Origin of the sequence: Staphylococcus sp. 8AQ (assembly GCF_902506595.1) — a bacterium.
Taxonomy (GTDB): Bacteria; Bacillota; Bacilli; order Staphylococcales; family Staphylococcaceae; genus Staphylococcus; species Staphylococcus pasteuri.
The window spans coordinates 1,430,262-1,456,032 of record NZ_LR733871.1; the positions used below are offsets into that span (position 1 = coordinate 1,430,262).

The following is a 25,771-nucleotide window of genomic DNA, read 5'->3' on the forward strand; positions in this document are numbered from 1 at the left end:
TCCAAGGAAAACTACAGTTTTATTAGTAAATGTTTCGTCACCTACTAATGTTATAAGTTACTAAGTTGGGAGGCTTAATAACTTACCTTTTATACGAAGAAAACAAAGTTATAATGAATTTCTATTATTTAGCGAATTTTTTTACTGTATCTAAAATCCATTTTACAAAATCACCAATTGTTGAAATGATATCTGCAGTCATTGAAATCACTCCTTCCTATTGAATATTGTAAATCCTAAATACTCATCTTAACTAAGTTAAAAAATTATTTTTGGAATTTTTTAACAGTGTTAATGATTAATTTTACTAAATCACCGATTGTTGAAATGATATCTGCTGCCACTGAAATCACTCCTTCCTTTTAGTAATGGAACTAGAATTACTTTAGTAAATAATTCTAATAAGTAGATTAAGCAATTTTTTCAACTCTATTTCCATCACATCTCTGTGATATGAGTCTATTAAAACATGGTTATGATTAATTGAATTAAAAATTTCCTAACTCGTAATATTTTATACTAAACTGTAAACCTTTTTATGATAAAATACTTTTTAGAAAGTTCATTATACAGTTAAGTATATATTTTTGACAGTTAGGCATAAACTCCAAAAAGAGTTGCACAAAATTGTATAATGATACTCAAGGAGAGTAGTGAACAAGTGAAAATAATAGATACAAAAATTGATCAATTTGCCAACTACTTGCAACAAAGAAATAACTTGGATCGTATACAATTTCTAAAAGTTCGTTTAGGTATGCAAGTTGTTGTAAGTAATATTGCTAAGTTTATCGTAACCTATGGATTAGCTTTAATATTCCATGTATTTTGGTACACGCTTGTAACTCATATTGCGTATGTGATTTTAAGATTTTACGCTCATGGAGCACACGCTAAATCTTCTATATTATGTCATATACAAAACATATTAATATTTCTTATTATGCCATGGTTAATTGTGAAGTTATCGATAGGTCACTTTACAATGTTATTATTCGCGTTAATCGGATATTTCATTGTAATTACTTATGCACCTGCTGCAACAAAAAAACAACCTATACCTAAACGCTTAGTGAAAAGAAAACGAATACTCTCCATTGTTTTATATATGTTATTAGTTATTATTTCGTTTATAGTTAAAGAACCATATTCACAATTAATTTTATTTGGATTAATTGTAGAATCAACTACATTACTACCTATCTTTTTCCCTAAGGAGGATTAATACTATGGAAACTTTAGTTAATTTATTTTTAAAATTTTTCACATCAATAATGGAATTTGTTGGATTAGTTGCTGGAGCAAATCCTTGTGCAGCTTATTTTGATGAGCCAGAAGTACCCGAAGAATTAAGCAAATTATTCGAATAATATTGATAGAAAGTGTGCTTTAAATGGAGCATTTAAATCTAATATCCACTGCTGGATTACAAGTAATGTTATTGTTTTGGGTTGCAAAAATTATTTTAAATATTAAGTTCAAATTTTGGGATTATATAATCATTATTGGTATTATAATCCCTTCAATTATTATGTACTACTTTTTTAACAAAACTGGTTTAATATTTATATTCATTGCTATGTTTATATTTTATTATTATAAGGTTAAATTGTATTCCTTTATTATTACCTTAATTAGTAACTTAGTAATGTATTTAAGTAATTTTTTATCTGTAAGTTTATATCTTACTTTAGCTAGTATATTTAATGATAGTTATTTACTATTCACTATTCATTTAATCACTTTTTATTCTATTGCTTTACTATTAGCTTATTTTATTAGAACTTTATTCAAAAAACTAAAAGAATCTTATCTTTCGTTAAATAAAACATATATTACTATTATTTCTGTTGTATTATCATTTTCTTTTGTGTTCTTTTACATAATTTCACAAACTGACATGAGTGCACCTAATAGTTTAAGATTATATGCAATTGTATTCGTTGGATTAATCATCTTTTTAAGTATTATTATTTTCATTCTATCCATGTTCACTCTACGAGAAATGCGTTACAAACGTAACCTTCAAGAAATTGAAACGTATTATGAGTATACTTTAAAGATAGAATCTATTAATAATGAAATGCGTAAGTTCAGACATGATTATGTCAATATCCTTTCTACGATGTCTGAATTTATTCGTGAGGATGATATGCCGGGCTTACGTCAATACTTTAATGAACAAATTGTACCGATGAAAGATAACCTACAAACACGTTCTTTAAAACTTAATGGTATAGAAAAATTAAAAGTTCGTGAAATTAAAGGTCTTATTACAACAAAAATTCTACAGGCTCAAGAAAAAGAAATAGCGATCAGTATCGAGGTTCCAGATAATATAGAACGTATTGATATGAACACGATAGAATTAAGTCGAATTATTGGCATCACTTTAGACAATGCCATTGAGGCATCTGAGCCGCTTGATGATTCATTAATACGTATCGCTTTTTTCAAAGAAGAAGAATCTGTCACACTTATTATTATGAATAAATGTGATGATGATATTCCACGCGTACATGAGTTATTTGAAGAAGGTTTCTCAACAAAAGGAAAAAACCGTGGACTAGGTTTATCAACCTTAAAAGAAATTACTGATAATAATGAAAATGTACTGCTAGATACAGTCATAGAAAATGGCTTTTTTGTTCAAAAAATTGAAATTATAGAGAAAGAATCATAAGGATGTGAAACTATGAAAATTTTCATTTGCGAAGATGATCCAAAACAAAGAGAGAATATGACTTCAATTATTAAAAATTATATCATGATTGAGGAAAAACCTATGGAGCTTGCTCTCGCAACTGATGATCCTTATGAAGTGCTTGAGCAATCAAAAGAAATGAATGATATCGGTTGTTATTTCTTAGATATCCAACTCGAAGCAGATATTAATGGTATTAAATTAGGTAGTGAAATTCGCAAACATGATCCTGTCGGCAATATTATCTTTGTTACAAGTCATAGCGAACTAACATACCTCACCTTTGTATATAAAGTGGCAGCGATGGATTTCATATTTAAAGATGACCCAGCAGAACTGAAAACACGAATTATTGATTGTTTAGAAACCGCTCACACAAGACTTAAGTTATTATCAAAAGAAAGTAATGTTGAAACAATCGAATTAAAACGTGGAAGTAATTCAGTGTATGTACAATATGACGATATTATGTTTTTCGAATCATCTAGCAAATCACATCGTTTAATCGCCCATTTAGATAATAGACAAATCGAATTTTATGGTAATCTTAAAGAATTAAGTCAATTAGATGACCGCTTCTTTAGGTGCCACAATAGTTTTGTAGTTAATCGAAGAAACATAGAATCAATTGATTCAAAAGAACGTATTGTCTATTTCAAAAACAAAGAACATTGTTATGCATCTGTTCGAAATGTTAAAAAAATCTAGTACACCTTTTCTATTTTATTAAATGATAAAACCATCCGTAATTACTATACGGATGGTTTTTTGTATATATTCTATAATTGATTTTCTAAATCAGCTAATGTTGGAATACTTTCAATAGCACCATATTTTGTTGTTACTTGTGCAGCGACATTATTACTAAATTTTAAAATTTCGTCACCGTAATTTTTAAACAATTGTGGAATATCAATTGCTTGTTGTTCTAAAATTTTACTAATGACAGCCCCAATAAATGCATCACCTGCACCAGTCGTATCAATTGCTTTAACTTTCACGCCATTTTGATGTTTTTCAGTTCCATCTTTTAAATAAATAGATGCACCATTAGGCCCTTTCGTATAGATAACTGCTTTAACATTTCCTTTAAATAACGAGTTAATTGCTTGTGACTCATTTTGTTCGCCAGTTATAAATTCAATTTCTTCATCTGAAACTTTAATAATATGTGCTTTCGGTATAAACTCTAAGATTGCATTTCGGCAATCATCTTCATTATCCCACAATGGCAGCCTTACATTAGGATCAAAAATAATTGTTCCTTCTTCCTGTTCAAATTTTTCAACTAATGCCAAATGCGCTTTTTTCATTGGGCTTTCTACTAAATCTACTGAACAAAAATGTAGTACATCTTCTTTAGTAACTTGTATTTTATTGATATTATCTGCATCATATAACATATCTGCGGATGGCTTACGGTAAAATGAGAAATCTCTTTGACCATCTTCTTTTAAACTTACAAATGCAAGTGCTGTATTAGCCTCATTTGTTCTCTCAATATATTGAGTACCTACACCAATGTCATCAATTGTTTCAAGGATAATATCACCGAACGCATCATTGCCTAATTGAGTTATCATTTCTGCATGTCCACCAAGCTTTTGTACAGTACATGCAACATTACATGGTGCCCCTCCAACTTGACGTGAAAATTGTTCAACATCCTTTAATGCTTTATTTGTCACAGTTGGCATAAAATCAATTAATGCTTCTCCTATTGCGAATAAACGTCTCATTGATTGTCACCTTTCAAATCATATTTAGTAAATTGTAAATATACTTGTCCTGATTCTGTAGATGTTTTAATGCCTGTTGCGTTATTATCTGGGAATATTCTTGAAGTTAATACACGTTCACCATCATTACAGAAAATCTCAATACTTGAGGTATCAACGTAAATACGTAATTGTGATAGTGATGAATCTAGCTTCGTACTACGAGTCGTACCCTCAACATTACCAGGTAACAAACCACTTTCGGTACGATCAAGCGTTAAAGTATTCATTTGCTTATTATATGAAATCACAGTTGATTGATTTTTAGATGTTCTTAATTCGAAATAAATTTCTGAAGCATCATTTTCTAAAATATCTATAATCAATTCATACTGCTTACCTTCATATGGATGTAATTTAGTTGTGAATTTATTAGCATATCCTAAAGCTGTTTCTTTGTTGTAGCGTAACTTTTCTAAGCTTTTAATAGGACGTTGTTTTAATTTACCATTTTCAATATTTAATACTCTAGGAAGTGTTAGACAGTGTGCCCAACCTTCATCGTCTGTTGGGTATGTAGTATCTGGTAATCCCATCCAACCAATTAAAATACGCTGTCCTTTTTCATCTAAAAATGTTTGTGGTGCATAAAAATCAAAGCCTTTATCTAACTCTAAAAATGCTTCGTGATCAAAGTTAAGTGTTTCAAAGTTTAAATCTCCAATTAAATAACCTGATTGATAAATATTTTGATATTTATCTTCTTCACTTTCAATGCCTTGTGGACAAAACATTATGACATCATGTCCATCTAACTCGAAATAATCTGGGCATTCCCACATATATCCAAATTGATTTAATTTTGTTTTGATTTCGCCGAGATAGTGCCAATTCACTATGTCTGTAGTTTGATATAGTAATAATTTACCAAATTCGTCATTTGTCTGTGCGCCTATAATTGCGTAATATTTATCATTATGACTAAATACTTTAGGATCTCTAAAATGGCTTGTATATCCTTCAGGTTGATGGCTAATGACTGGTTTAGGAAACTTTTCTACAGTACCGTCATCTTTAAGTCTAGCTATCATTTGCGTTGCTTGTCTTTGCCAATCATGATCACGATGATTACCTGTATACATATAATAAAGATGTCCTTGGTATTCAAAGGCACTACCACTATATACACCATGGCTATCATATTTTGTATCTGGGCTTAATATAACACCTTCAGGCTGAAAGTGTACTAAGTCTTTACTCGTATAATTATACCAATACTTCAATCCGTGAACTGCACCTAGCGGAAACCATTGGTGAGAAATATAATATTTTCCATTAAAATATATTAAACCATTTGGATCATTTAATAATCCCATCTCTGGTTGAATATGATAAGTTTGTCTATATGGAGATAATTGTGTTTGTTGTTTTAATTCCAATAACTTGTCGCTATCAATATCTTCCATACGTTGATAACGCTCTTCTCTAGTCCATTCCTTCATTCATATCCCCCTAAATATATTAATATTAATTGTTAGTTTTATTCGATATCGTTTACTTTAAATGACATTAATATTTTATCATTTTTACTGGTATCGGTTCCATATGAATTAAATAAAATTTATAATTTCACTGGAATAACCACTGATTCTTCAGTTTTTTCATTTTTTATTAATTGTCTTACTTCAGTCATTGCACGTTTACCAGCTTCAAAATAATTAAATTGAATCGTACGAATTGAAGGTGAAACAATTTGAGTCATCGGATCCCCACCAAATCCATGAATGATAGTAGGTTTACAATTTCTTTCAGAATTAAAGCTATATTTATGAATTGCTAATGCAATCGCATCTGTAGCACCAACGAGTACGTCAACTTTATCTATTTGAGACAAATATTGTTGTACATCTTCTAAAGCATTTTCATATTTGAATGACGTTTCAAAAATACTTGGTTTGATTTGATGACTTGCCAATCCATCTAATAACCCATTTTTACGGTGAATACCTACAGCGATATCATTTTCAGTGACACTAAAGAAGTGCACATAATGAGGTTGTCTTTGGCCAATCCAATTTCCTACAGATAAACCAGCTTGATAATCGTCATGTGTAATACTATGTAAGCCTGGATAATTTTGTCCCACTATAATGATAGGTACGTCAGCTTTATCAATAACTTCTAAATGACTCTCCGTAATATCAGTTGCCATTAATATGATGGCATCTACTTTACTGCGTGATAATGTTTCTATAGCATCTATTTCCGCTTCAATCTGTAACCCAGTATAGTTCAATAATAATTGATAATGGTGTTGATGACATTGCGAAACGATACCTTTAATGGTTTCATCTACAGCATATGAATTCATTCTTGGAATAATAGCTCCAATTAAATGTGTCTGTGTTGCTCTCAAACTTTGTGCAAATTGATTGGGTTGATAATCGTGCTCATTAATGATTTTACTTAGTTTTAGTCGTGTTTTCTTACTAACAGAACCATCATTTAAATATCTTGAAACGGTACTTTTAGATACGCCTGCTAACTTCGCTATATCTGATATATTTTTCATAAAAATTACTCACCTATCATATTTTGGAAAACTTAGTACTATTTTATCACATATGTAATCGCTTTAAATACCTATTTATTCTATTAATTTAAATATGATAAGTGAGTTCCAATCAATATTTTACTAACCAAATAGAAATGTGTTTCATACTTCTACTTAATATCAAGTTAATCTTATTCTAATTTTTAATATGTCTATTAAATTTATTTAATTCTCCGTAAAAATAAGCATTTTCTCCATGTACTAATTGATCTAAACCTGTTCGATCTTCAGTAGGAGTCGTCGCTAATGGTGTGAATATTCTGATTATTTTAGCTATTAAAAACGTCATGATGCCACTGAAGGCAATCACTGTTATTACTGATAATATTTGTATACCTAAAATTTTAAAGTCTCCACTATAAATAAATCCATTTTGTATTGAATCATTCACTTGATGTGATTGAAATATGCTTGTACAAATAGCACCCAAAATACCCCCTATACCATGAATTCCAAAGGCATCTAATGCATCATTATATTTGAGTTTGACTTTAATATAATTAATTACAATATAGCAAATAATGCCACCTATTATCGCAATAAACATACTACTTAAATAGCTAACATAGCCTGCTGCTGGTGTTATTGTAACTAAACCAGATAGACTTCCAGATAATAATCCTAATAAACTTGTTGTTTTTTTCAATTTATATTCAATTAGTAACCAGCCAAATGCACCTGCGCTTGCTGCTATAACTGTATTAACAAATGCAACAGCAGCAATTTTATCATATGTAAAAGCACTACCCACATTAAATCCATACCAACCAATCCAGACTAAAATCCCGCCTATTAATGTAATGAGTAAATTATGAGGTGTTGGCTTTTCTTGTTTCTTTCCAATGCCAATCATTATTCCTAATACTAAACCTGATACGCCTGAGGTAATATGTACAACAGTCCCTCCTGCAAAATCTAAAGCACCTAATTGACTAATCCAGCCTTTTCCCCAAACCCAATGAGCTACAGGACTATATACTAAAATCACCCATATAAATACAAATATAAGATATGGAATAAATTTCATTTTTTCAGCTACTGAACCCGATAATATAGATACAGAAATGGTACAAAACATCATTTGGAATAACATAAACAACGATAACGGTATATGTGCATCAATTGAAGTTGAAATATCGAATCCAACATGGTTTAATCCGAAGTATTCTAAACCACCAATCCAATTATTTCCTTTACTAAAACTTAAACTAAACCCTATTATTGCCCATGCGAAAGTAACAATAATAATAGCTGACATACTTTGCATTACTGTATTTAATACATTTTTAGATTGTACTAAACCACCGTAAAATAAACTTAATCCCGGTGTCATTAACCAAACTAATAAAGTACATAAAAATAAAAACATTGTATCATTTAAATTCATATGATCACTCCTTTGAAAATATATTACTAATACTTTCAAAGAAATAGCAAAAATCGGTCATATTTCCTTTCATAGCATGTTAGAAAATATGACCTATAAAATTAAATTCCAATATAAAATAGAAAAAAGGAACAAGCATCTTTCATTGGATACTCGTTCCTTTTGAAATCTATTTAATTAAGCTTTTTGAACTGTAATCGTCCATGAAGCATCGCCTAGCTGTTCGTAATTAGTTACAGGGTAACCATTTTCAGCAGCCCAATTTGGAATTGCTTCTGTTGCTTGAGTACAATCAAAATCAATTTTCAATTCATCACCTGAATCTAATTCAGTCATTTTCTTTTGTGCTTCTATTAATGGGAAAGGACACACCATTCCTACTGTACCTAATTCATATACCATGTTATTTCCTCCTTAAGTTGTTTGTGTATGCTGTTGTAGTGTCGTTTTAGGCTGTTTAGTTGTAGATTTTTGTAATTGTTTCATAGGTTTAACAAAAATAAAATAACTCATAAACCATACACCTATAATCATAGAGCCAAGTGCAATCCAACCTTGCCAACTCATTGTTGCTGTTTCAACTAGACCATTACCAATTGAACATCCACCAGCGACAGACGCACCAAAGCCCATAAACGCACCACCTATGGCACTATTTCTAATTGTTTTTTTATCTGGTAAACGCCATTTAAATTCTTTAGAACCTTTTGCGGCAATATAAGATCCTAAGAATATACCAATAACCAGCAATACTCCCCAATCTACGAATTTTGTATTACCACTTATTAGAAAGTTTACGATATTTGAAGATGGTGTAGTAATACCTAAGCCATGATTTCTACCTGTTGAACTACTCATTGGCCATGCTAATAATGCGATTAATCCTACTGCGATTGCAGCTGCAAATGGGTGATATCTTTTTTCAAATAGATAATGTCTTAAGCCTGTATATTTTTGTTTTAATTTTGGTACTGCAACTTTAGGTTTTCTAAGCGTTTTAGTAACAAAATAAATTGTAATGATAGCCAATATTACAATTAAAATCCAATGTGGAATGTGTAATGTTTCGGACATACTCGCATTTACATTTGTAGGCTTATTAATGAAATTTAATACTGGTGAAAGAATACCTGTTTTAGTAATTGCACTTGTTAATGCATATAAAATAAGTGCTATCCAGCTACCAATTAAACCTTCTCCTGCACGATAATATGTTCCTGTAGCACATCCTCCGGCTAATACAATTCCAATTCCAAATACAAAGGAACCTATTACTGTACCAATTACTGGAAAAGTATGGGATGGCACAGTAAGTAATCCTAAGCTAGTTAATATGAGTAAACCAATACTTTGTACTGAGATTGCTATGAGTAAAGCGTAAAACATTTTATTACTCTTTTGTACATACATATCTCTAAATCCACCGGCTAAACAAAATCGGGTTCTTTGCATAACGAAACCTAACAAAAGTCCAACAATTAAACCACTAATTATCATCCAAATCATTTTATCACTCTTTTCCGATAAGTTTACTAGGTATTATATCCAATTAAGTGTTTTTTTTCAAGATTATAATTTCATATTTCATTATTAAATTCATTCTTTGTGTTCAAAGCTCATAAAAAAACACACCCTATCTATTGATAAGATGTGAGCTAACTAAATTACTTGTATGTCATCTATTTGTTGAACAAGCTCTTTTAATTCATTAGCTTTCAAATGACTAAATTTATACCATTCATTTCTATAATATATGAGTAATTTATGACCCAACAAGCCTTTTCTAACCTCATAACGAATCATTTGCTTTACATTAATTTCTAAATTGAGTGGATTATGATTTGTATAATATGATTTAAATACTATCGTTTGCTCTGACAAAACTAACTTACCAGGTATGTATATTAATGAAGGTAGATGTGCTTTATAAGTACATCCCACTTCTAATATTGGTTTATTAGTCATTTCACAGCCTCCTAAATCATATTTTTATTAATCATAATTTCTCATAAAGAATAACAATGATTGTAATTCAATACCTAAATCAATATGATGCACTTGTACATCTTTAGGGGTGTTAACTCTTGCTGGCGTGAAATTCATGATTCCTTTAACACCAGATTCAACAAGTTCATCTACTACAGTTTGTGCTACATGTTCAGGTGTAGTTAAAATAACTACATCAATATCCAAGCTTTTTAGTGTTTCCTTAATAGTTCTGCTATCTTTAATTACTACTTTTCCTACTTGTTCGCCTATAACATTTTTATCTACATCAAATGCTTCAGTAATAGACATTTCATCATGTATAGAAAAGTTATACGTTAATAGCGCTCGACCTAAATTACCTACGCCGACTATAGCAATTTTAATATCATTACTTCCGTTAATTTCCTTTTTGAAGAATTCAATTAAACTATCAATATTATAACCGTATCCTTTTTTACCTAATTCTCCAAAATATGAAAAATCCCTACGAATCGTAGCTGAATCTATTTGTAATGCTTCACTAATCGTTTTAGAATTAACACGATCGATTCCTTTACTTTTTAAATTACTTACAAATCTATAATATAATGGTAAACGTTTTAAAGTTGCTCGAGGAATTTTAACGTTACTTGCCATTTTATAAGTCTCCCTTCGACGCTATAACTGGTACAATTATTATTAAATCAACGCAAATATGTTTGCGATAATAAAATTTCAAATAATTGTTTACAATGAATACTTGCTAATTATACATTAATAAAATTTAAAAATAAATATCCTAGTTTCAAGACATGACTTAATACTGTAAAATAAAGAATAATATGATTAACAAATTTTTAAACATATCAAACTATATTAATAGTTTATAATGATATCGCTAATATAGAAAGGTGAAGTCGGATGATACTTTTACAACTTAATGACATATCTAAATCGTTCGATGGTGAAGATATCTTTACTAACGTTGATTTTGAAGTTAAAACTGGTGAACGCATAGGTGTAGTTGGCCGAAATGGTGCTGGTAAGTCAACGCTTATGAAAATTATAGCAGGTACTGAAGATTATGATAGTGGTCATATTTCAAAAATTAAAAATCTTAAAATCGGCTATTTAACTCAACAAATGACATTAGACTCAAATGCCACTGTTTATGAAGAGATGTCGAAACCATTTGAACATATTAAAAATATTGAATCCCTTATTAAAGAAGAAACTGATTGGTTAGCTAAGCATGCTGGAGATTACGATACACCAGACTATCAATTACATATGGAAAAATATGAATCTCTATCTAATCAATTTGAACAACTTGAAGGCTATCAATATGATAGTAAAATTAAAACAGTCCTTCACGGTTTGAATTTTAATGAAGAAGATTTTGATAAGCCTATTAATGATTTTAGTGGTGGTCAAAAAACAAGATTATCACTTGCACAAATGTTACTTAATGAACCTGATTTGCTATTACTAGATGAACCTACTAACCACCTTGATTTAGAAACAACAAAATGGTTAGAAGATTATTTAAGATACTTTAAAGGTGCAATTGTCATAATCAGTCATGACAGATATTTCTTAGATAAAATCATTACTCAAGTTTATGATGTAGCCCTAGGTGAAGTAAAACGTTATATAGGTAACTATGAACAATTTATACAACAAAGAGATAAATATTATGAAAAACGTATGCAAGAATATGAAAAACAACAAGAAGAAATCAAACGACTTGAAACGTTTGTTGAAAAAAATATTACACGTGCATCTACAAGTGGAATGGCAAAAAGTCGTCGTAAAACATTAGAAAAAATGCAACGCATCGACAAACCTATGATTGATGCTAGAAGCGCTAATATTCAATTTGGTTTTGATAGAAATACTGGTAATGATGTTATGCATATTAAACAATTAGAAATTGGTTATGACCAAACGCCTATTACCCAACCTATCACAATGGAGGTTTCAAAAGGAGACCATATTGCCATTATTGGACCTAATGGTGTTGGTAAAACGACTTTAATTAAAACAATTGCCAATCGTCAATCCAAATTGGCAGGTGACATCACATATGGTGCTAATTTAAATATGGGTTACTATGATCAAAAACAAGCTGAGTTTAAATCAAATAAAACTATTTTAGATTATGTTTGGGATCAATATCCAAATATGAATGAAAAAGATATTCGTGCCGTATTAGGTAGATTCTTATTCGTTCAAGATGATGTCAAAAAAATTATAAATGATTTATCAGGTGGCGAAAAAGCAAGACTTCAACTTGCTTTATTAATGTTACAACGTGATAATGTTTTAATTTTAGATGAGCCTACCAACCACTTAGATATAGATTCAAAAGAAATGTTAGAACAAGCGCTAGAGCATTTTGAAGGGACTATCATCTTTGTTTCTCATGACAGATATTTCATTAATCAACTAGCTAATAAAGTATTTGATTTAGATCATGATGGTGGCAAAATGTATCTAGGTAACTATCAATACTATATTGATAAAACAGAAGAAGCTGCCGCTTTAAAAGCCCAAGAGGATAAAGAATCCCAGTCCGTTCATCAACAAAATAATAACCAAATAATGACAAATTCATACGATGATCAAAAACAACGTCGTCGAGAACAACGCAAAATTGAACGGGAAATTGAGCAACGAGAGCAGATAATTGAAACTTGTGAAACTAAAATTGAGTCTATTGATAATGAATTGATGCAACCTGAAGTATATAGTAATCCTGTTAAAGCAAATGAACTAGCTGAACTAAAATCTAATACCGAACAAGAATTAGAACAGGCTATGATTGAATGGGAAGAATTACAAGAAAAATTATAAATATCCTTTTTACTATCAGACATTAAAATGTGGATTTTCTACATTTTAGTGTCTTTTTTCTAATTATTGAATTGATATTTATTAACATTAAAAATCCCCTTATTCATAGCTATCCACAGAGTTATCCTAGTTATCCACAAGTAATATGTTACACATTTTTTAAGTTATTCAGAAAAAATTAGCTAATATCCACAGTAAATAACACTACTTATCCACAAGTTGTGCACTATTTGTTGATAAGTACGCATGTTCCCTATTGACATTAAATTAATACAATCATTACATACTTCATTGTTTCTTAAATAATGATATGAAATAATTACGTTAATAATACATAAAGGAGCTTTTTTATGGATGATGTCCGTTTATTTCTATTATTTGTGTTAGGTGTTGTTTTATTAACTACAATAGTGTGTATTATTTCTGCGATTTTTAATAAAAAACAACTCGTTACAAAAATTAATCAATTATGGCCCAATCGTCAAAAATTAGAAAATTTTATTCGACCTAATGCCAGATATGATTATCAATATCAAACATATCGTTCTAATTATGATGAAAATTCGCTTATAGATAATAAAACTTGGTCAGATTTAAATATGGATGCATTATTTCAATCTATGAATTTTAACTTTACAGCCATTGGTGAAATGAGATTATATGCTACTTTACGTGGTATGTTTAAAGCAAATAATAAAGAATTAAAACGTTATTTTAAGCATAATCGTTCATTTAGAAATCAAGTTGCTTTCCATTTAGCACAAATTGGTAAAAGTGTGTATCCTCACTTCCCCGATCAATTAAAACCAATTAAGGGCAACATCTTATTTATGTTTGCACCATTATTACCAATTATCGCTTTAGTCTATACGTTTATTAATACATCTAATGGAATTATGGTACTCGTATTAGCTTGTGTTTTTAATATTATTTTATCTGTGAGTTTAAAAAAGACTTATGAGCAAGATTTGAAAACTATTTTTTATACTGCAAATATTTTAAGTCAAAGTAAGAAATTAACTGAAATTGAAGGAACACCAGATTTAAATGTAAACTTTAATCATTTTAAAAGTGCTCGCTATTTAAGTGGCTTATTAGTAAAAATAGAAGGTGGCGATTTTGCATCTGCCTTTATTTTATTAATTAAAACTGTTTTCATGCTAGATTATACAATCTTTCACATTATACAAAATAGTTATTATAAATATTTAGAAGAAGTATTAAATTGTTATGATTATATTGGTCAGTTAGATAATCATTATGCTATTTCTTTATATCAAGAAACTTTAGATGAATATTGCGAACCTGAAATAATACAATCACAAGATACACAACATTATTTATGTGATTTTGAAGATTTAACGCATCCATTAATTACAGATGCTGTACCGAATGATTTATCTATTAATCAAAATATTTTATTAACTGGTTCGAATGCTTCTGGTAAATCTACCTTTATGAAAGCAGTGGCACTTAATTTAATTTTAGCCCAATCAATAGAGACTGCTACAGCCTCTCAATTTAAATATGTACCTGGCTTAGTATTCACATCGATGGCTAATGCAGATGATGTTCTATCTGGAGATAGTTATTTTATGGCTGAACTTAAATCCATTAGACGTTTATTTAATATTTCAACTGATAAACAAATATATTGTTTTATAGATGAAATATTTAAAGGCACAAACACAACAGAAAGAATTGCCGCTTCTGAATCGGTATTAACCTATTTAAATAATATACCGAACTATTATGTTCTAGCGGCAACACATGATATTGAACTATCATCATTATTAAGTCCAAGTTTCATTAATTATCACTTTAATGAGTCTATTAAGAATGATTCTATTGATTTCGATTTTAAAATTAAACCAGGTAAGGCGAATACTAGAAATGCAATAGAGTTATTGAGACTGACTCAATTTCCTAACGATATATATAAGCGTGCTAAACAACAAGTTGAGAATCAATAAAATAAGTCAGTAGTTTGAGAATTATTTTTCTCTCACTACTGACTTTTGTTTTATAAAGTAGATTCTATTGTAAAATCTTCTATATCAATATTATTTTGGCCATTCATAGCCATATCACCACGTTTACCAGCTAAATATAAATAGTGACCTGCAGCACCAATCATTGCTGCATTATCAGTACATAATTTTGGTGCTGGTATTGTTAATTGAATATTATTTTGTTCACACTGACTGGCTATACTTTCTCTCAAGCCACGATTACTGGCTACGCCACCAGCAACAATTAGTCGATCAACATTATAAGCTTTACATGCATGAATAGCTTTAGTAGTTATTACTTCTACAACACTATTTTGAAAACTTGTTGCTACATTTTCTGGAATTATATCTTGTCCCTTTTGACGTTGGTTATGCAATTGATTAATGACTGCACTTTTCAATCCACTAAAACTAAAATCATAGCTATCTTTTTCTAACCATACTCTAGGAAATTGATAAGTGTCTTGGCCTTTAGCTGCTAATTGATCAACTTGAGGTCCACCAGGATAAGGTAAATCAATTGTGCGAGCTACTTTATCATATGCTTCACCTACTGCATCATCTCTTGTTTCACCTATTACTTTAAAATTTAAATGATCTTTCATATAAACTAATTCTGTATGGCCACCTGAAACAATTAAGGCTATGAGTGGAAATGTGAGCGGTGTTTCTAAATGATTAGCATATATATGTCCAGCAATATGGTGAACAGGTATTAATGGGATATCATATGCAAACGCTAAAGCTTTTGCAGCATTAATGCCAATAAGTAATGCTCCAATAAGACCTGGTCCTTGAGTTACAGCTATAGCATCGATATCTTTCATAGATACATTAGCCGTTTGTAAAGATTCATCAATCGTTGTTGTAATCCCTTCAACATGATGTCTACTTGCAATTTCAGGCACAACTCCACCGAAACGTTTATGACTCTCTATTTGACTTAAAACCGTATTCGATAATATCTCTGTTCCATTTTTTATAATACTTACACTTGTCTCATCACAACTTGTCTCTATTGCTAATATCAAAGTTTGATTATTATTCACTTAAATTCACCCACATCACTAATGCATCCTGCCCTTCTCCATAATAATTTTTTCGTTTACCACCATATTGAAATCCTAGATTTTGATAAACATGTTGCGCTACTATATTATCTATTCTTACTTCTAAACTCATCATTTCACATTTGTGACTTGCATAATTCATAACATATTTTAATAGAAGTTGCCCTAAACCATAACCTCTAAATTGTTCAGTAATTGCAATAGTAGTAATTTGTGCTTGATCAATCACTATCCATAACCCTAAATATCCTATGATAGTATTATCAAATTCTATGACAAAATAATTTGCAAACTCATTCTTTTCAATTTCATGATAAAATGCATCAATTGTCCATGAACTATCGTTAAAACTATTTCTTTCTATGTCAAACACCGACGGAACGTCATCTATACTCATTTTTCTTATATTTAACTGTTCTTTTGTTGGTTTATCCAATTTCTCTCTGCCTCAGTTATTTTATGATATTTTGGAACAAAACTATGAATATCAGCAGGTTGACTAATAAGTTCACTCATCACAGATGCTTGTGGTAATTGATCTATATAGTCCCCTTCTAATAAATGAGATAACTTAGAAGTATCTTGTCCTATAAATAGATATTTTTGATTAAATTCATGTAATTTTGATTTTAAATCTTCAATAGAAATGTATTGATCTTCTAAAATAGTTTCTAATGTTCCATCGCTTTGTCTTTGGTAAATACCCGTATATACTGCCTCACGTCTTGCATCAAATATTGGTACTAAAAGTCGATAATCTTCTTTTATACAAGCTGCTAGTGATTTTAATGAAGATACACCGTACAATTTACAATTTAATGCGTAAGCAAGTGTTTTTGCAGTAGTCACACCAATTCTTAAACCAGTATATGATCCTGGTCCTTCTGCAACAACAATTCCATCTAAATCATGTTTTGAAATACCACTTTGTTCAAACAAACGTTGGATTTCAGGCATGAGCTGCACTGAATGATTTACTTTGGAATTATTATTAATTTCAGCAATTGTTTCATTATTGTTTGTAATGGCAACTGATAAAGGTTGATTGGAAGTGTCTATCAACAATAATTTCATTGTTCAAGTGCCTCCTTCATAGCAATATAATGATTGCCTTCAGCTTCAAGTGTAATTTGACGTTGGCTTTCATCTATAACTTTTATATTAATAACTAAAGCTTCTTTTGGTAGTAAATCTTTGATAAATTGACTCCACTCAATCACTGTAAGAGCCTCATCTTCAAAATATTCATCAAATCCTAAATCTTCTTCTGAATCTTCCAATCGATAGCAATCCATATGATGCAACTTTAAGTTTGTACCTTTATAAGATTTAATAATATTAAAAGTTGGTGAATTAATCGTACGTGTAACACCCATAGCTTGACCAATAAATTGTGTAAGTGTCGTTTTTCCAGCACCTAAATCTCCATTCAATAAAATTAAGTCGCTTGGTTCAATTAACTCAACTAACTGGTTAGCAAATTGTTTCATTTCATCTTTGTCTTTAATATTAATCATAGGCCATTCTCCTATTAATGTTTTTCATTTTCCAAGAATTTTATTAACTTATTTAGTGTAACAAATTTTGACGCTAATTTCTTCGTTAACATGATTAACAATTTTTTAAAATGAATTGTAAGAAAATTCTAAAATATTATTGACACGCTTTTCTCTATGTAGTAAATTAAGTTTATAAATTTTAAAACAATTCAAACTATTCAGAATAAATTACCATTCAGTGAAGGGAGTATAATAAAATGACTAATCACACATATCAATATTCAACGACAACTTCAAACAATATTATTTTATTATACTCTCAAGGGCTGGAACTTTAGTAATTAATCCTTTTACTAAATGTTTAAGTCCTATTTGTAATTGAATGGGACTTATGAACGTCCCAAAAAATTTTGGGGCGTTTTTTATTTTTCTAAAATAATCCACGGGGGAATTAATTATGCGAAGCGACATGATCAAAAAAGGAGATCACCAAGCTCCAGCAAGAAGTCTTTTACACGCAACGGGCGCACTTCAAAATCCAACTGATATGAACAAACCATTCGTTGCTATTTGTAATTCATATATCGATATCGTTCCAGGCCACGTACATTTAAGAGAACTAGCAGACATTGCTAAAGAAGCTATTAGAGAAGCAGGCGCTATTCCTTTTGAATTTAATACTATTGGCGTAGATGATGGTATTGCTATGGGACACATTGGAATGAGGTATTCTCTTCCTTCTAGAGAAATCATTGCTGATGCAGCAGAAACAGTCATCAATGCTCATTGGTTTGACGGCGTTTTCTATATTCCAAACTGTGACAAAATCACACCTGGTATGCTACTAGCAGCAGTTAGAACAAATGTACCAGCTATCTTCTGTTCAGGTGGTCCAATGAAAGCCGGTTTATCTGCCCAAGGTAAAGCATTAACTTTATCATCAATGTTTGAAGCTGTTGGTGCTTTCAAAGAAGGTTCTATTTCTAAAGAAGAATTTCTAGATATGGAACAAAATGCCTGCCCTACTTGCGGTTCATGCGCTGGAATGTTTACAGCCAATTCAATGAACTGTTTAATGGAAGTCCTTGGGTTAGCTTTACCATATAATGGCACTGCCCTAGCAGTTAGTGATCAGCGTAGAGAAATGATTCGTGAAGCTGCATTTAGATTAGTAGAAAATATTAAAAACGACATCAAGCCAAGAGATATCGTAACTAAAGAAGCTATTGATGATGCTTTCGCATTAGATATGGCAATGGGTGGTTCAACTAATACAGTACTTCATACACTTGCAATTGCTAATGAAGCTGGAATTGAATACGATTTAGAACGAATTAATGAAGTAGCAAAGCAAACACCTTATTTATCTAAAATTGCTCCAAGTTCATCATACTCTATGCATGACGTTCATGAAGCTGGTGGAGTTCCAGCAATTATCAATGAACTAATGAAGAAAGAAGGCACTTTACACCCAGATAGAATTACAGTAACCGGAAAAACATTAAGAGAAAATAATGACGGTAAAGAAATTAAAAATTTTGATGTTATACACTCACTAGAAAAACCTTATGACAAAGAAGGCGGTTTATCTATCTTATTCGGTAATTTAGCTCCAAAAGGTGCAGTTATCAAAGTTGGAGGGGTAGACCCATCTATTAAAACATTTACTGGAAAAGCAATTTGTTTCAATTCACATGATGAAGCTGTTGAAGCAATTGATAACCATACTGTTCGCGAAGGTCATGTTGTAGTTATCAGATACGAAGGGCCTAAAGGTGGTCCTGGAATGCCAGAAATGTTAGCTCCAACTTCTTCAATTGTTGGGAGAGGTTTAGGTAAAGACGTTGCATTAATTACCGATGGAAGATTTTCAGGTGCAACAAGAGGTATTGCTGTAGGACATATTTCTCCAGAAGCAGCTTCAGGTGGGCCAATTGGATTAATCAGAGACGGAGACGAAATCACAATTGATTTAACTAACCGAACTTTAAACGTTGATCAACCTGAAGAAGAATTATACCGCCGTAGAGAACAACTAGAACCATTTAAAGCAAAGGTTAAAACAGGATATCTTGCACGTTATACTTCATTAGTAACTAGTGCTAATACGGGTGGAATCATGCAAGTACCCGAAAACCTTATCTAAAATTAGGAGTTGATTTTCATGACTAAATTAAGTGACATGCCAGAACACAATACTTCAGAATCAAACCAACCTATCGACACTATGAAAGTGGCAGAATCTAGTAAACCTGAATACTTGAAAAACCAAACACTAAATGAAATGAGACCAGGATCTGAATTGTTAGTTGAAGCGTTACAAAATGAAGATGTAGAATTTATTTTTGGATATCCTGGTGGTGCAGTACTACCTTTATATGACACATTTTACGATGGTAAAATTAAACATATTTTAGCAAGGCACGAACAAGGTGCAACACATGCTGCCGAAGGATATGCACGCGTTTCAGGTAAAACAGGTGTCGTCGTCGTTACTAGTGGTCCTGGAGCAACCAATGCTATAACAGGAATCACGGATGCTCATAGTGATTCTTTACCTTTAGTTGTATTTACGGGACAAGTCGCTACACCTGGTATCGGTAAAGACGCATTCCAAGAAGCTGATTTATTATCAATGACTACCCCTATTACTAAACAAAACTATCAAGTAAAAAAAGTAGAAGACATTCCTAGAATTGTTCATGAGGCTTTTCATGTCGCAAATACTGGTAGAAAAGGACCAGTAGTCATTGATTTTCCAAAAGATATGGGTATTTTGTCGACTAATGTAGAATTATCTGAAACTGTTGATTTACCTGGATATCAAGTCAACACAGTAGCTGATTCAAATGATATTGAAACATTAGTATCTTATTTAAATAGCTCTAAAAAGCCTCTAGTCTTAGCTGGAGCTGGAATTAATCATTCAAAATCTAATGAACTATTAACAAATTTTGTAACTCAACATAAAATCCCTACTGTCACAACATTATTAGGTTTAGGTGCAGTACCATACGATCATCCCCTATTTTTAGGTATGGGAGGTATGCATGGTTCATATGCAAGTAATATGGCATTAACAGAGTGTGATTTATTAATTAATTTAGGTAGTCGTTTCGACGATAGACTTGCCAGTAAACCTGATGCATTTGCACCAAATGCAAAAATCGTTCATGTAGATATTGATCCTTCTGAATTAAATAAAGTGATAGATACAGATTTAGGTATCGTTGCAGATTGTAAAAATGTATTAGAACAATTAGAAAACGCTAATGTTCAAGTACCAAATCATGATGACTGGTTGCAAACTTGTGAAACTAACAAATCAAGTTACCCTTTCAAATATGAAAAAGATAACAATGACTCATTTTGCAAACCTCAAGAAGCTATCGAATATATTGGACATATTACGAATGGCGACGCAATTGTGACTACTGACGTAGGTCAACATCAAATGTGGGCAGCTCAATTTTATCCATTCAAAAGTCACAGTCAATGGGTTACTAGTGGTGGTCTAGGTACAATGGGATTCGGTATTCCATCTGCAATTGGCGCCCAACTAGCCAGACCTGATAAAACTGTTGTTTGTTTCGTTGGTGATGGTGGTTTCCAAATGACTAATCAAGAGATGGCTTTACTGCCTGAATACGGCTTAAATATTAAAATAGTCTTAATTAATAATGGTACGTTAGGTATGGTTAAACAGTGGCAAGATAAATTCTTTAATCAACGTTTTTCCCATTCCGTATTTAATGATCAACCTGATTTTATGAAACTATCCGAAGCATATGGAGTTAAAGGATTCTTAATTGATAAACCTAATCAACTTAAAGAAACACTCGATGAAGCTTTCAACTATAATGGTCCGGCACTTATCGAAGTGCGTATCTCTCCTATCGAGCCAGTAAATCCAATGATTCCAAGTGGTAAAGCAAATCACGAAATGGAGGGATACTAATGAGAAGACATTTAAAGTTAGAAGTAATGAATCAAGTAAGTACATTAAATAGAATTACAAGTGCATTTGTTAGATTACAGTATAATATCGAAGAATTACACGTTAAAAAACGTAATGATGACCCTAACGTTTCAGATATGGAACTCATTGTTAATATTGATGACGAAGAGTTATTAAATATTTTAATAAATAAGCTTAAACAACAAATTAATGTTTTAAGTGTAGAGCAACATTCAGCATAAATTATGATTAACCTTTGATGCGCTAGTGTTCATTAAAAACAGTATCTTAAACGAGCTGCTATCATCACTAGTTAATCGCCTTAAAATTTCGGAATATTTCAAATTTTTAAATTATTTTGGAGGAATTTATTATGACTAAAGTATATTATGACGAAACAGTAAAAACAGACGCACTAGCAGGTAAAAAAATTGCAGTAATTGGTTATGGCTCACAAGGTCATGCACATGCACAAAACTTAAAAGACAATGGATATGATGTTGTTATTGGTATCCGCCCTGGACGTTCTTTTGATAAAGCTAAAGAGAACGGCTTTGAAGTATTACCTGTTGATGAAGCAACTAAACAAGCAGATGTGGTTATGGTACTCATCCCTGATGAAATTCAAGGTGATGTTTATAAAAATGAAATTTCACCAAATTTAGAATCTGGAAATGCCCTAGCTTTCGCACATGGTTTCAATATTCATTTTGGTGTTATTCAACCACCCGAAGATGTTGATGTATTCTTAGTAGCACCAAAAGGCCCTGGTCATTTAGTAAGACGTACATTTGAAGAAGGTAGCGCTGTCCCTTCCTTATTTGGAGTACAACAGGATGCAACTGGCCATGCTAGAGATATCGCATTAAGTTATGCAAAAGGTATCGGATCTACACGTGCTGGAGTTATTGAAACTACATTTAAAGAAGAAACTGAAACTGATTTATTTGGTGAGCAAGCTGTACTTTGTGGCGGTGTTCATAAATTAATTCAAAGTGGTTTTGAAACACTAGTGGAAGCTGGATATCAACCTGAACTTGCATATTTTGAAGTATTACATGAAATGAAATTGATTGTTGATTTGATGTATGAAGGCGGAATGGACAATGTTCGTTATTCAATTTCAAATACAGCCGAATACGGTGATTATGTATCTGGTCCACGTGTGATTACGCCAGATGTTAAAGAAAATATGAAAGCCGTATTAACAGATATTCAAAACGGTAAATTTGCTAACAGTTTCGTTGAAGATAATAAAAATGGTTTCAAAGAATTTTATAGAATGCGTGAAGAACAAGCTGGTCATCCAATTGAAAAAGTTGGCCGTGATCTACGTGATATGATGCCATTTATTAAATCGAAACGAATTGAAAAGTAATGGATTAAGGAGTGAATTAAAATGAGTAGCCATATTCAAATATTTGATACAACGCTTAGAGATGGTGAACAAACACCGGGAGTCAATTTTACTTTTGACGAACGTTTAAAGATAGCGAAACAACTTGAAAAATGGGGAGTCGACGTTATTGAAGCCGGCTTTCCCGCTTCAAGTACAGGAAGTTTCAAATCGGTAGAAGCGATATCTAAAGCTTTAACAAAAACAGCAGTATGTGGCTTAGCTAGATGTAAGAAATCAGATATTGACGCAGTTTATGAAGCAACAAAGTTAGCTACTAAACCTCGTGTCCATGTTTTTATTGCTACATCTCCTATTCACTTAGAACATAAATTAAAAATGACACAAGAAGAAGTTTTAGCATCAATAAAAGAACATGTTTCATATGCTAAAAAATATTTTGAAGTTGTTCAGTTTTCACCTGAAGATGCAACGAGAACTGATATTTCATTTTTAATAAAAAGCGTACAAACTGCTGTAGATGCTGGTGCAACTATCATCAATATCCCTGATACTGTTGGTTTTAGCTACCCTTCTGAATATGGACAAATTTTTAAAACATTAACTGAATCCGTTCATTCTGATAAAGAAATCATTTATAGCGCTCATTGTCATGATGATTTAGGTATGGCTGTCGCAAATAGTCTTGCTGCAATTGAAGGTGGTGCAAGACGCATTGAAGGTACAGTAAATGGTATAGGAGAACGTGCTGGTAATGCGGCACTTGAGGAAGTTGCTTTAGCTTTATATGTTCGTAAAGATCATTATGGTTTTGAATCACAAATTAATTTACAACAAACTAAAAATACTTCTGATTTAATTTCACGATATGCTGGTATTCGTGTTCCAAGAAATAAAGCCATAGTTGGCCAAAATGCCTTTAGTCATGAATCTGGTATTCATCAAGATGGTGTTCTAAAACATCGCGAAACTTATGAAATTATGACGCCACAATTAGTAGGTGTCAGTACAACTGAATTACCACTGGGCAAATTATCAGGAAAGCATGCCTTTACTGAAAAACTAAAAGCATTAGGTTATGACATTACTTCTGAAGATCAAGTCAATTTGTTTAAGCAATTTAAAGCAATTGCTGATAAGAAAAAAGCTGTATCTGACCGTGATATTCATGCTTTAATTCAAGGTTCAGAACATGAACAAAGTGCCATTTTCCAACTTGAAACTTTACAACTTCAGTTTGTATCAAATGGTCTTCAAAGTGCAGTAGTTGTTATTAAAGATAAAGACAATAATATTTATCAAGATTCAAGCATTGGTACTGGCTCCATTGTCGCTATTTATAATGCTGTTGATAGAATATTTAAACGTGAAACAGAATTGATTGATTATCGAATAGACTCTGTCACTGAAGGTACTGATGCACAAGCTGAAGTTCATGTTAACCTTATCATCGAAAATAAAGAAGTTAGTGGTATAGGCATTGACCATGATATTTTAAAAGCTTCTTGCAAAGCTTATGTTGAAGCCCATGCAAAATATGTTGCTGAAACAAAAGAGAAAGAAGGTATCCAATCATGACCTATAACATTGTTGCTTTACCTGGAGACGGCATAGGACCAGAAATACTAAATGGAAGTCTAGGTATCTTAGAGAAAATTAGTCAGAAATATCAATTTGATTATCACATAGATACACATCATTTTGGAGGAGCAGCTATAGATAACTATGGTACTCCTCTAACTGATGAGACGTTAAAAGCTTGTCAAAATGCTGATGCAATATTACTGGGAGCTATTGGTGGTCCGAAATGGAGTAATCCAAATTTACGTCCTGAACAAGGATTATTAAAACTTAGAAAATCACTTAATTTATATGCTAATATTCGCCCCACTATTGTTACAAATGGAACAAGTCACCTCTCTCCACTTAAACAAGATCGAGTTGAGGGCACAGACTTAGTTATTGTACGAGAACTCACTGGCGGACTGTATTTTGGAGAACCAAGAGAACTCTCAGAACATCATGCTTTAGATTCTTTAACTTATACCCGTGATGAAATCGAACAAATTGTAAGAGTTGCATTTGAGTTAGCACAACAACGTCATAAGAAATTAACATCTGTAGATAAAGAAAATGTGCTTTCTTCTAGTAAACTTTGGAGAAAAACTGTTGATGAAGTTAAGAAAGATTATCCTGACGTAGAAGTAGAACATTTACTTGTTGATGCATGTAGTATGCATTTGATTACGCGACCAACACAATTCGACGTTATCGTAACTGAAAACTTATTCGGCGATATTTTAAGTGACGAAGCTTCAGTTATTCCTGGTTCGCTAGGATTATCTCCATCAGCAAGTTTTGGTAAAGATGGAACTAGACTTTACGAACCTATTCATGGATCAGCACCTGATATAGCAGGAAAAGATATTGCTAATCCATTTGGAATGTTACTATCTTTAGCTATGTGCTTAAGGGAAAGTTTTAATGAAGTTGCAGCAGCTAATGAGTTAGAACATAAAATTTATCAATTTATTAGAGAAGGAAAATGTACGTCAGATTTAGGAGGAACATATCGTACTTCCGAAATCATTAAACTACTAAAAGAAGATTACACTTAAGGGAGGCGTC

The 25,771-nt window shown here is 31.6% G+C and carries 26 protein-coding genes; 12 read left to right on the forward strand and 14 right to left on the reverse strand.

What is annotated here, in order from left to right; translation table 11 throughout:
• Positions 1–124: 124 nt before the first annotated feature.
• On the reverse strand, positions 125–202 hold the full coding sequence (locus tag GVY01_RS07075) for a delta-lysin family phenol-soluble modulin (protein WP_072291871.1): 78 nt from the start codon (positions 200–202) through the stop codon (positions 125–127).
• Between the two features lie 64 nt (positions 203–266).
• Entirely contained in the window at positions 267–344 is a 78-nt protein-coding gene (locus GVY01_RS07080) for a delta-lysin family phenol-soluble modulin (protein ID WP_015364840.1), read from the reverse strand.
• Between the two features lie 317 nt (positions 345–661).
• Here GVY01_RS07080 and GVY01_RS07085 point away from each other — a divergent pair, with 317 nt between their 5' ends.
• From GVY01_RS07085 to agrA, 4 genes are read left to right on the forward strand one after another with little or no spacing between them, the layout of a single operon-like run.
• A complete protein-coding gene (locus GVY01_RS07085; RefSeq protein WP_017638096.1) occupies positions 662–1,225 on the forward strand; it encodes an accessory gene regulator AgrB in 564 nt (187 codons plus the stop codon).
• 4 nt (positions 1,226–1,229) lie between these two features.
• On the forward strand, positions 1,230–1,370 hold the full coding sequence (gene agrD / locus GVY01_RS07090; RefSeq protein WP_017638097.1) for a cyclic lactone autoinducer peptide AgrD: 141 nt from the start codon (positions 1,230–1,232) through the stop codon (positions 1,368–1,370).
• A gap of 23 nt (positions 1,371–1,393) precedes the next feature.
• Positions 1,394–2,683 (forward strand): quorum-sensing sensor histidine kinase AgrC, encoded by a 1,290-nt coding sequence (gene agrC, locus GVY01_RS07095; RefSeq protein ID WP_017638098.1) that lies wholly within the window; start codon positions 1,394–1,396, stop codon positions 2,681–2,683.
• A 12-nt stretch (positions 2,684–2,695) separates the two neighbouring features.
• The gene (gene agrA, locus GVY01_RS07100; RefSeq protein ID WP_017638099.1) at positions 2,696–3,412 is read left to right on the forward strand and encodes a quorum-sensing response regulator AgrA; all 717 of its coding nucleotides are present in this window, start codon (positions 2,696–2,698) and stop codon (positions 3,410–3,412) included.
• A 71-nt stretch (positions 3,413–3,483) separates the two neighbouring features.
• Here agrA and GVY01_RS07105 read toward each other — a convergent pair whose 3' ends face one another.
• From GVY01_RS07105 to GVY01_RS07140, 8 genes are all read right to left on the reverse strand, one after another.
• On the reverse strand, positions 3,484–4,443 hold the full coding sequence (locus tag GVY01_RS07105) for a carbohydrate kinase family protein (protein WP_017638100.1): 960 nt from the start codon (positions 4,441–4,443) through the stop codon (positions 3,484–3,486).
• On the reverse strand, positions 4,440–5,924 hold the full coding sequence (locus GVY01_RS07110) for a sucrose-6-phosphate hydrolase (RefSeq protein WP_108017237.1): 1,485 nt from the start codon (positions 5,922–5,924) through the stop codon (positions 4,440–4,442). The genes GVY01_RS07105 and GVY01_RS07110 overlap by 4 nt, the downstream gene beginning before the upstream one ends.
• 119 nt (positions 5,925–6,043) lie before the next feature.
• Complete coding sequence (locus GVY01_RS07115; protein WP_017638102.1) at positions 6,044–6,994, reverse strand: LacI family DNA-binding transcriptional regulator; 951 nt, start codon at positions 6,992–6,994, stop codon at positions 6,044–6,046.
• A gap of 178 nt (positions 6,995–7,172) precedes the next feature.
• Positions 7,173–8,423 carry an ammonium transporter gene (locus GVY01_RS07120; RefSeq protein ID WP_017638103.1) on the reverse strand — a complete coding sequence of 417 codons (1,251 nt, stop codon included), beginning with the start codon at positions 8,421–8,423 and terminating at the stop codon, positions 7,173–7,175.
• 177 nt (positions 8,424–8,600) lie between these two features.
• A complete protein-coding gene (locus GVY01_RS07125; protein ID WP_002452012.1) occupies positions 8,601–8,825 on the reverse strand; it encodes a sulfurtransferase TusA family protein in 225 nt (74 codons plus the stop codon).
• A 12-nt stretch (positions 8,826–8,837) separates the two neighbouring features.
• Complete coding sequence (locus GVY01_RS07130; RefSeq protein ID WP_017638104.1) at positions 8,838–9,929, reverse strand: YeeE/YedE family protein; 1,092 nt, start codon at positions 9,927–9,929, stop codon at positions 8,838–8,840.
• Between the two features lie 153 nt (positions 9,930–10,082).
• A complete protein-coding gene (locus tag GVY01_RS07135) occupies positions 10,083–10,388 on the reverse strand; it encodes a hypothetical protein (RefSeq protein ID WP_017638105.1) in 306 nt (101 codons plus the stop codon).
• A 27-nt stretch (positions 10,389–10,415) separates the two neighbouring features.
• Positions 10,416–11,048, reverse strand: a complete 633-nt coding sequence (locus GVY01_RS07140) for a redox-sensing transcriptional repressor Rex (protein WP_017638106.1) — start codon at positions 11,046–11,048, stop codon at positions 10,416–10,418.
• A gap of 264 nt (positions 11,049–11,312) precedes the next feature.
• Between GVY01_RS07140 and GVY01_RS07145 the strand changes: the two genes are divergently transcribed.
• Both GVY01_RS07145 and GVY01_RS07150 read left to right on the forward strand, forming a co-directional pair.
• Entirely contained in the window at positions 11,313–13,247 is a 1,935-nt protein-coding gene (locus GVY01_RS07145; protein ID WP_017638107.1) for an ABC-F family ATP-binding cassette domain-containing protein, read from the forward strand.
• A gap of 350 nt (positions 13,248–13,597) precedes the next feature.
• Complete coding sequence (locus GVY01_RS07150) at positions 13,598–15,220, forward strand: MutS-related protein (protein WP_108168337.1); 1,623 nt, start codon at positions 13,598–13,600, stop codon at positions 15,218–15,220.
• Positions 15,221–15,270: 50 nt separating this feature from the next.
• On the opposite strand, the gene tsaD is transcribed toward GVY01_RS07150, so the two are convergent.
• From tsaD to tsaE, 4 genes are read right to left on the reverse strand one after another with little or no spacing between them, the layout of a single operon-like run.
• Entirely contained in the window at positions 15,271–16,308 is a 1,038-nt protein-coding gene (gene tsaD, locus GVY01_RS07155; protein ID WP_017638110.1) for a tRNA (adenosine(37)-N6)-threonylcarbamoyltransferase complex transferase subunit TsaD, read from the reverse strand.
• The gene (gene rimI / locus GVY01_RS07160; protein ID WP_017638111.1) at positions 16,301–16,765 is read right to left on the reverse strand and encodes a ribosomal protein S18-alanine N-acetyltransferase; all 465 of its coding nucleotides are present in this window, start codon (positions 16,763–16,765) and stop codon (positions 16,301–16,303) included. Before rimI ends, tsaD begins: the two co-directional genes overlap by 8 nt.
• Positions 16,738–17,403, reverse strand: coding sequence for a tRNA (adenosine(37)-N6)-threonylcarbamoyltransferase complex dimerization subunit type 1 TsaB (gene tsaB, locus GVY01_RS07165; protein WP_017638112.1), 666 nt, complete (start codon positions 17,401–17,403; stop codon positions 16,738–16,740). The genes rimI and tsaB overlap by 28 nt, the downstream gene beginning before the upstream one ends.
• Positions 17,400–17,846 (reverse strand): tRNA (adenosine(37)-N6)-threonylcarbamoyltransferase complex ATPase subunit type 1 TsaE, encoded by a 447-nt coding sequence (gene tsaE / locus GVY01_RS07170; RefSeq protein ID WP_017638113.1) that lies wholly within the window; start codon positions 17,844–17,846, stop codon positions 17,400–17,402. The genes tsaB and tsaE overlap by 4 nt, the downstream gene beginning before the upstream one ends.
• A 439-nt stretch (positions 17,847–18,285) precedes the next feature.
• Here tsaE and ilvD point away from each other — a divergent pair, with 439 nt between their 5' ends.
• The 6 genes from ilvD (at position 18,286) to leuB (ending at position 25,761) form a co-directional block, all read left to right on the forward strand.
• On the forward strand, positions 18,286–19,974 hold the full coding sequence (ilvD, locus tag GVY01_RS07175) for a dihydroxy-acid dehydratase (RefSeq protein ID WP_017638114.1): 1,689 nt from the start codon (positions 18,286–18,288) through the stop codon (positions 19,972–19,974).
• A gap of 18 nt (positions 19,975–19,992) precedes the next feature.
• Entirely contained in the window at positions 19,993–21,786 is a 1,794-nt protein-coding gene (ilvB, locus tag GVY01_RS07180) for a biosynthetic-type acetolactate synthase large subunit (protein WP_017638115.1), read from the forward strand.
• The gene (locus GVY01_RS07185; RefSeq protein WP_017638116.1) at positions 21,786–22,028 is read left to right on the forward strand and encodes an ACT domain-containing protein; all 243 of its coding nucleotides are present in this window, start codon (positions 21,786–21,788) and stop codon (positions 22,026–22,028) included. Before ilvB ends, GVY01_RS07185 begins: the two co-directional genes overlap by 1 nt.
• A 131-nt stretch (positions 22,029–22,159) precedes the next feature.
• A complete protein-coding gene (gene ilvC / locus GVY01_RS07190) occupies positions 22,160–23,164 on the forward strand; it encodes a ketol-acid reductoisomerase (protein WP_017638117.1) in 1,005 nt (334 codons plus the stop codon).
• A 21-nt stretch (positions 23,165–23,185) separates the two neighbouring features.
• Positions 23,186–24,721 carry a 2-isopropylmalate synthase gene (locus GVY01_RS07195; RefSeq protein ID WP_017638118.1) on the forward strand — a complete coding sequence of 512 codons (1,536 nt, stop codon included), beginning with the start codon at positions 23,186–23,188 and terminating at the stop codon, positions 24,719–24,721.
• Positions 24,718–25,761, forward strand: a complete 1,044-nt coding sequence (gene leuB / locus GVY01_RS07200) for a 3-isopropylmalate dehydrogenase (RefSeq protein ID WP_017638119.1) — start codon at positions 24,718–24,720, stop codon at positions 25,759–25,761. Before GVY01_RS07195 ends, leuB begins: the two co-directional genes overlap by 4 nt.
• Positions 25,762–25,771: the final 10 nt, after the last annotated feature.

Coding starts and splice junctions, on each gene's coding strand:
- GVY01_RS07075 (WP_072291871.1), bottom strand. CDS start 202: ATGACTGCAGATATCATTTCAACAATTGGTGATTTTGTAAAATGGATT.
- agrD (WP_017638097.1), top strand. CDS start 1,230: ATGGAAACTTTAGTTAATTTATTTTTAAAATTTTTCACATCAATAATG.
- agrC (WP_017638098.1), top strand. CDS start 1,394: ATGGAGCATTTAAATCTAATATCCACTGCTGGATTACAAGTAATGTTA.
- agrA (WP_017638099.1), top strand. CDS start 2,696: ATGAAAATTTTCATTTGCGAAGATGATCCAAAACAAAGAGAGAATATG.
- GVY01_RS07105 (WP_017638100.1), bottom strand. CDS start 4,443: ATGAGACGTTTATTCGCAATAGGAGAAGCATTAATTGATTTTATGCCA.
- GVY01_RS07110 (WP_108017237.1), bottom strand. CDS start 5,924: ATGAAGGAATGGACTAGAGAAGAGCGTTATCAACGTATGGAAGATATT.
- GVY01_RS07115 (WP_017638102.1), bottom strand. CDS start 6,994: ATGAAAAATATATCAGATATAGCGAAGTTAGCAGGCGTATCTAAAAGT.
- GVY01_RS07120 (WP_017638103.1), bottom strand. CDS start 8,423: ATGAATTTAAATGATACAATGTTTTTATTTTTATGTACTTTATTAGTT.
- GVY01_RS07125 (WP_002452012.1), bottom strand. CDS start 8,825: ATGGTATATGAATTAGGTACAGTAGGAATGGTGTGTCCTTTCCCATTA.
- GVY01_RS07130 (WP_017638104.1), bottom strand. CDS start 9,929: ATGATTTGGATGATAATTAGTGGTTTAATTGTTGGACTTTTGTTAGGT.
- GVY01_RS07135 (WP_017638105.1), bottom strand. CDS start 10,388: ATGACTAATAAACCAATATTAGAAGTGGGATGTACTTATAAAGCACAT.
- GVY01_RS07140 (WP_017638106.1), bottom strand. CDS start 11,048: ATGGCAAGTAACGTTAAAATTCCTCGAGCAACTTTAAAACGTTTACCA.
- GVY01_RS07145 (WP_017638107.1), top strand. CDS start 11,313: ATGATACTTTTACAACTTAATGACATATCTAAATCGTTCGATGGTGAA.
- GVY01_RS07150 (WP_108168337.1), top strand. CDS start 13,598: ATGGATGATGTCCGTTTATTTCTATTATTTGTGTTAGGTGTTGTTTTA.
- tsaB (WP_017638112.1), bottom strand. CDS start 17,403: ATGAAATTATTGTTGATAGACACTTCCAATCAACCTTTATCAGTTGCC.
- tsaE (WP_017638113.1), bottom strand. CDS start 17,846: ATGATTAATATTAAAGACAAAGATGAAATGAAACAATTTGCTAACCAG.
- ilvD (WP_017638114.1), top strand. CDS start 18,286: ATGCGAAGCGACATGATCAAAAAAGGAGATCACCAAGCTCCAGCAAGA.
- ilvB (WP_017638115.1), top strand. CDS start 19,993: ATGACTAAATTAAGTGACATGCCAGAACACAATACTTCAGAATCAAAC.
- GVY01_RS07185 (WP_017638116.1), top strand. CDS start 21,786: ATGAGAAGACATTTAAAGTTAGAAGTAATGAATCAAGTAAGTACATTA.
- ilvC (WP_017638117.1), top strand. CDS start 22,160: ATGACTAAAGTATATTATGACGAAACAGTAAAAACAGACGCACTAGCA.
- GVY01_RS07195 (WP_017638118.1), top strand. CDS start 23,186: ATGAGTAGCCATATTCAAATATTTGATACAACGCTTAGAGATGGTGAA.
- leuB (WP_017638119.1), top strand. CDS start 24,718: ATGACCTATAACATTGTTGCTTTACCTGGAGACGGCATAGGACCAGAA.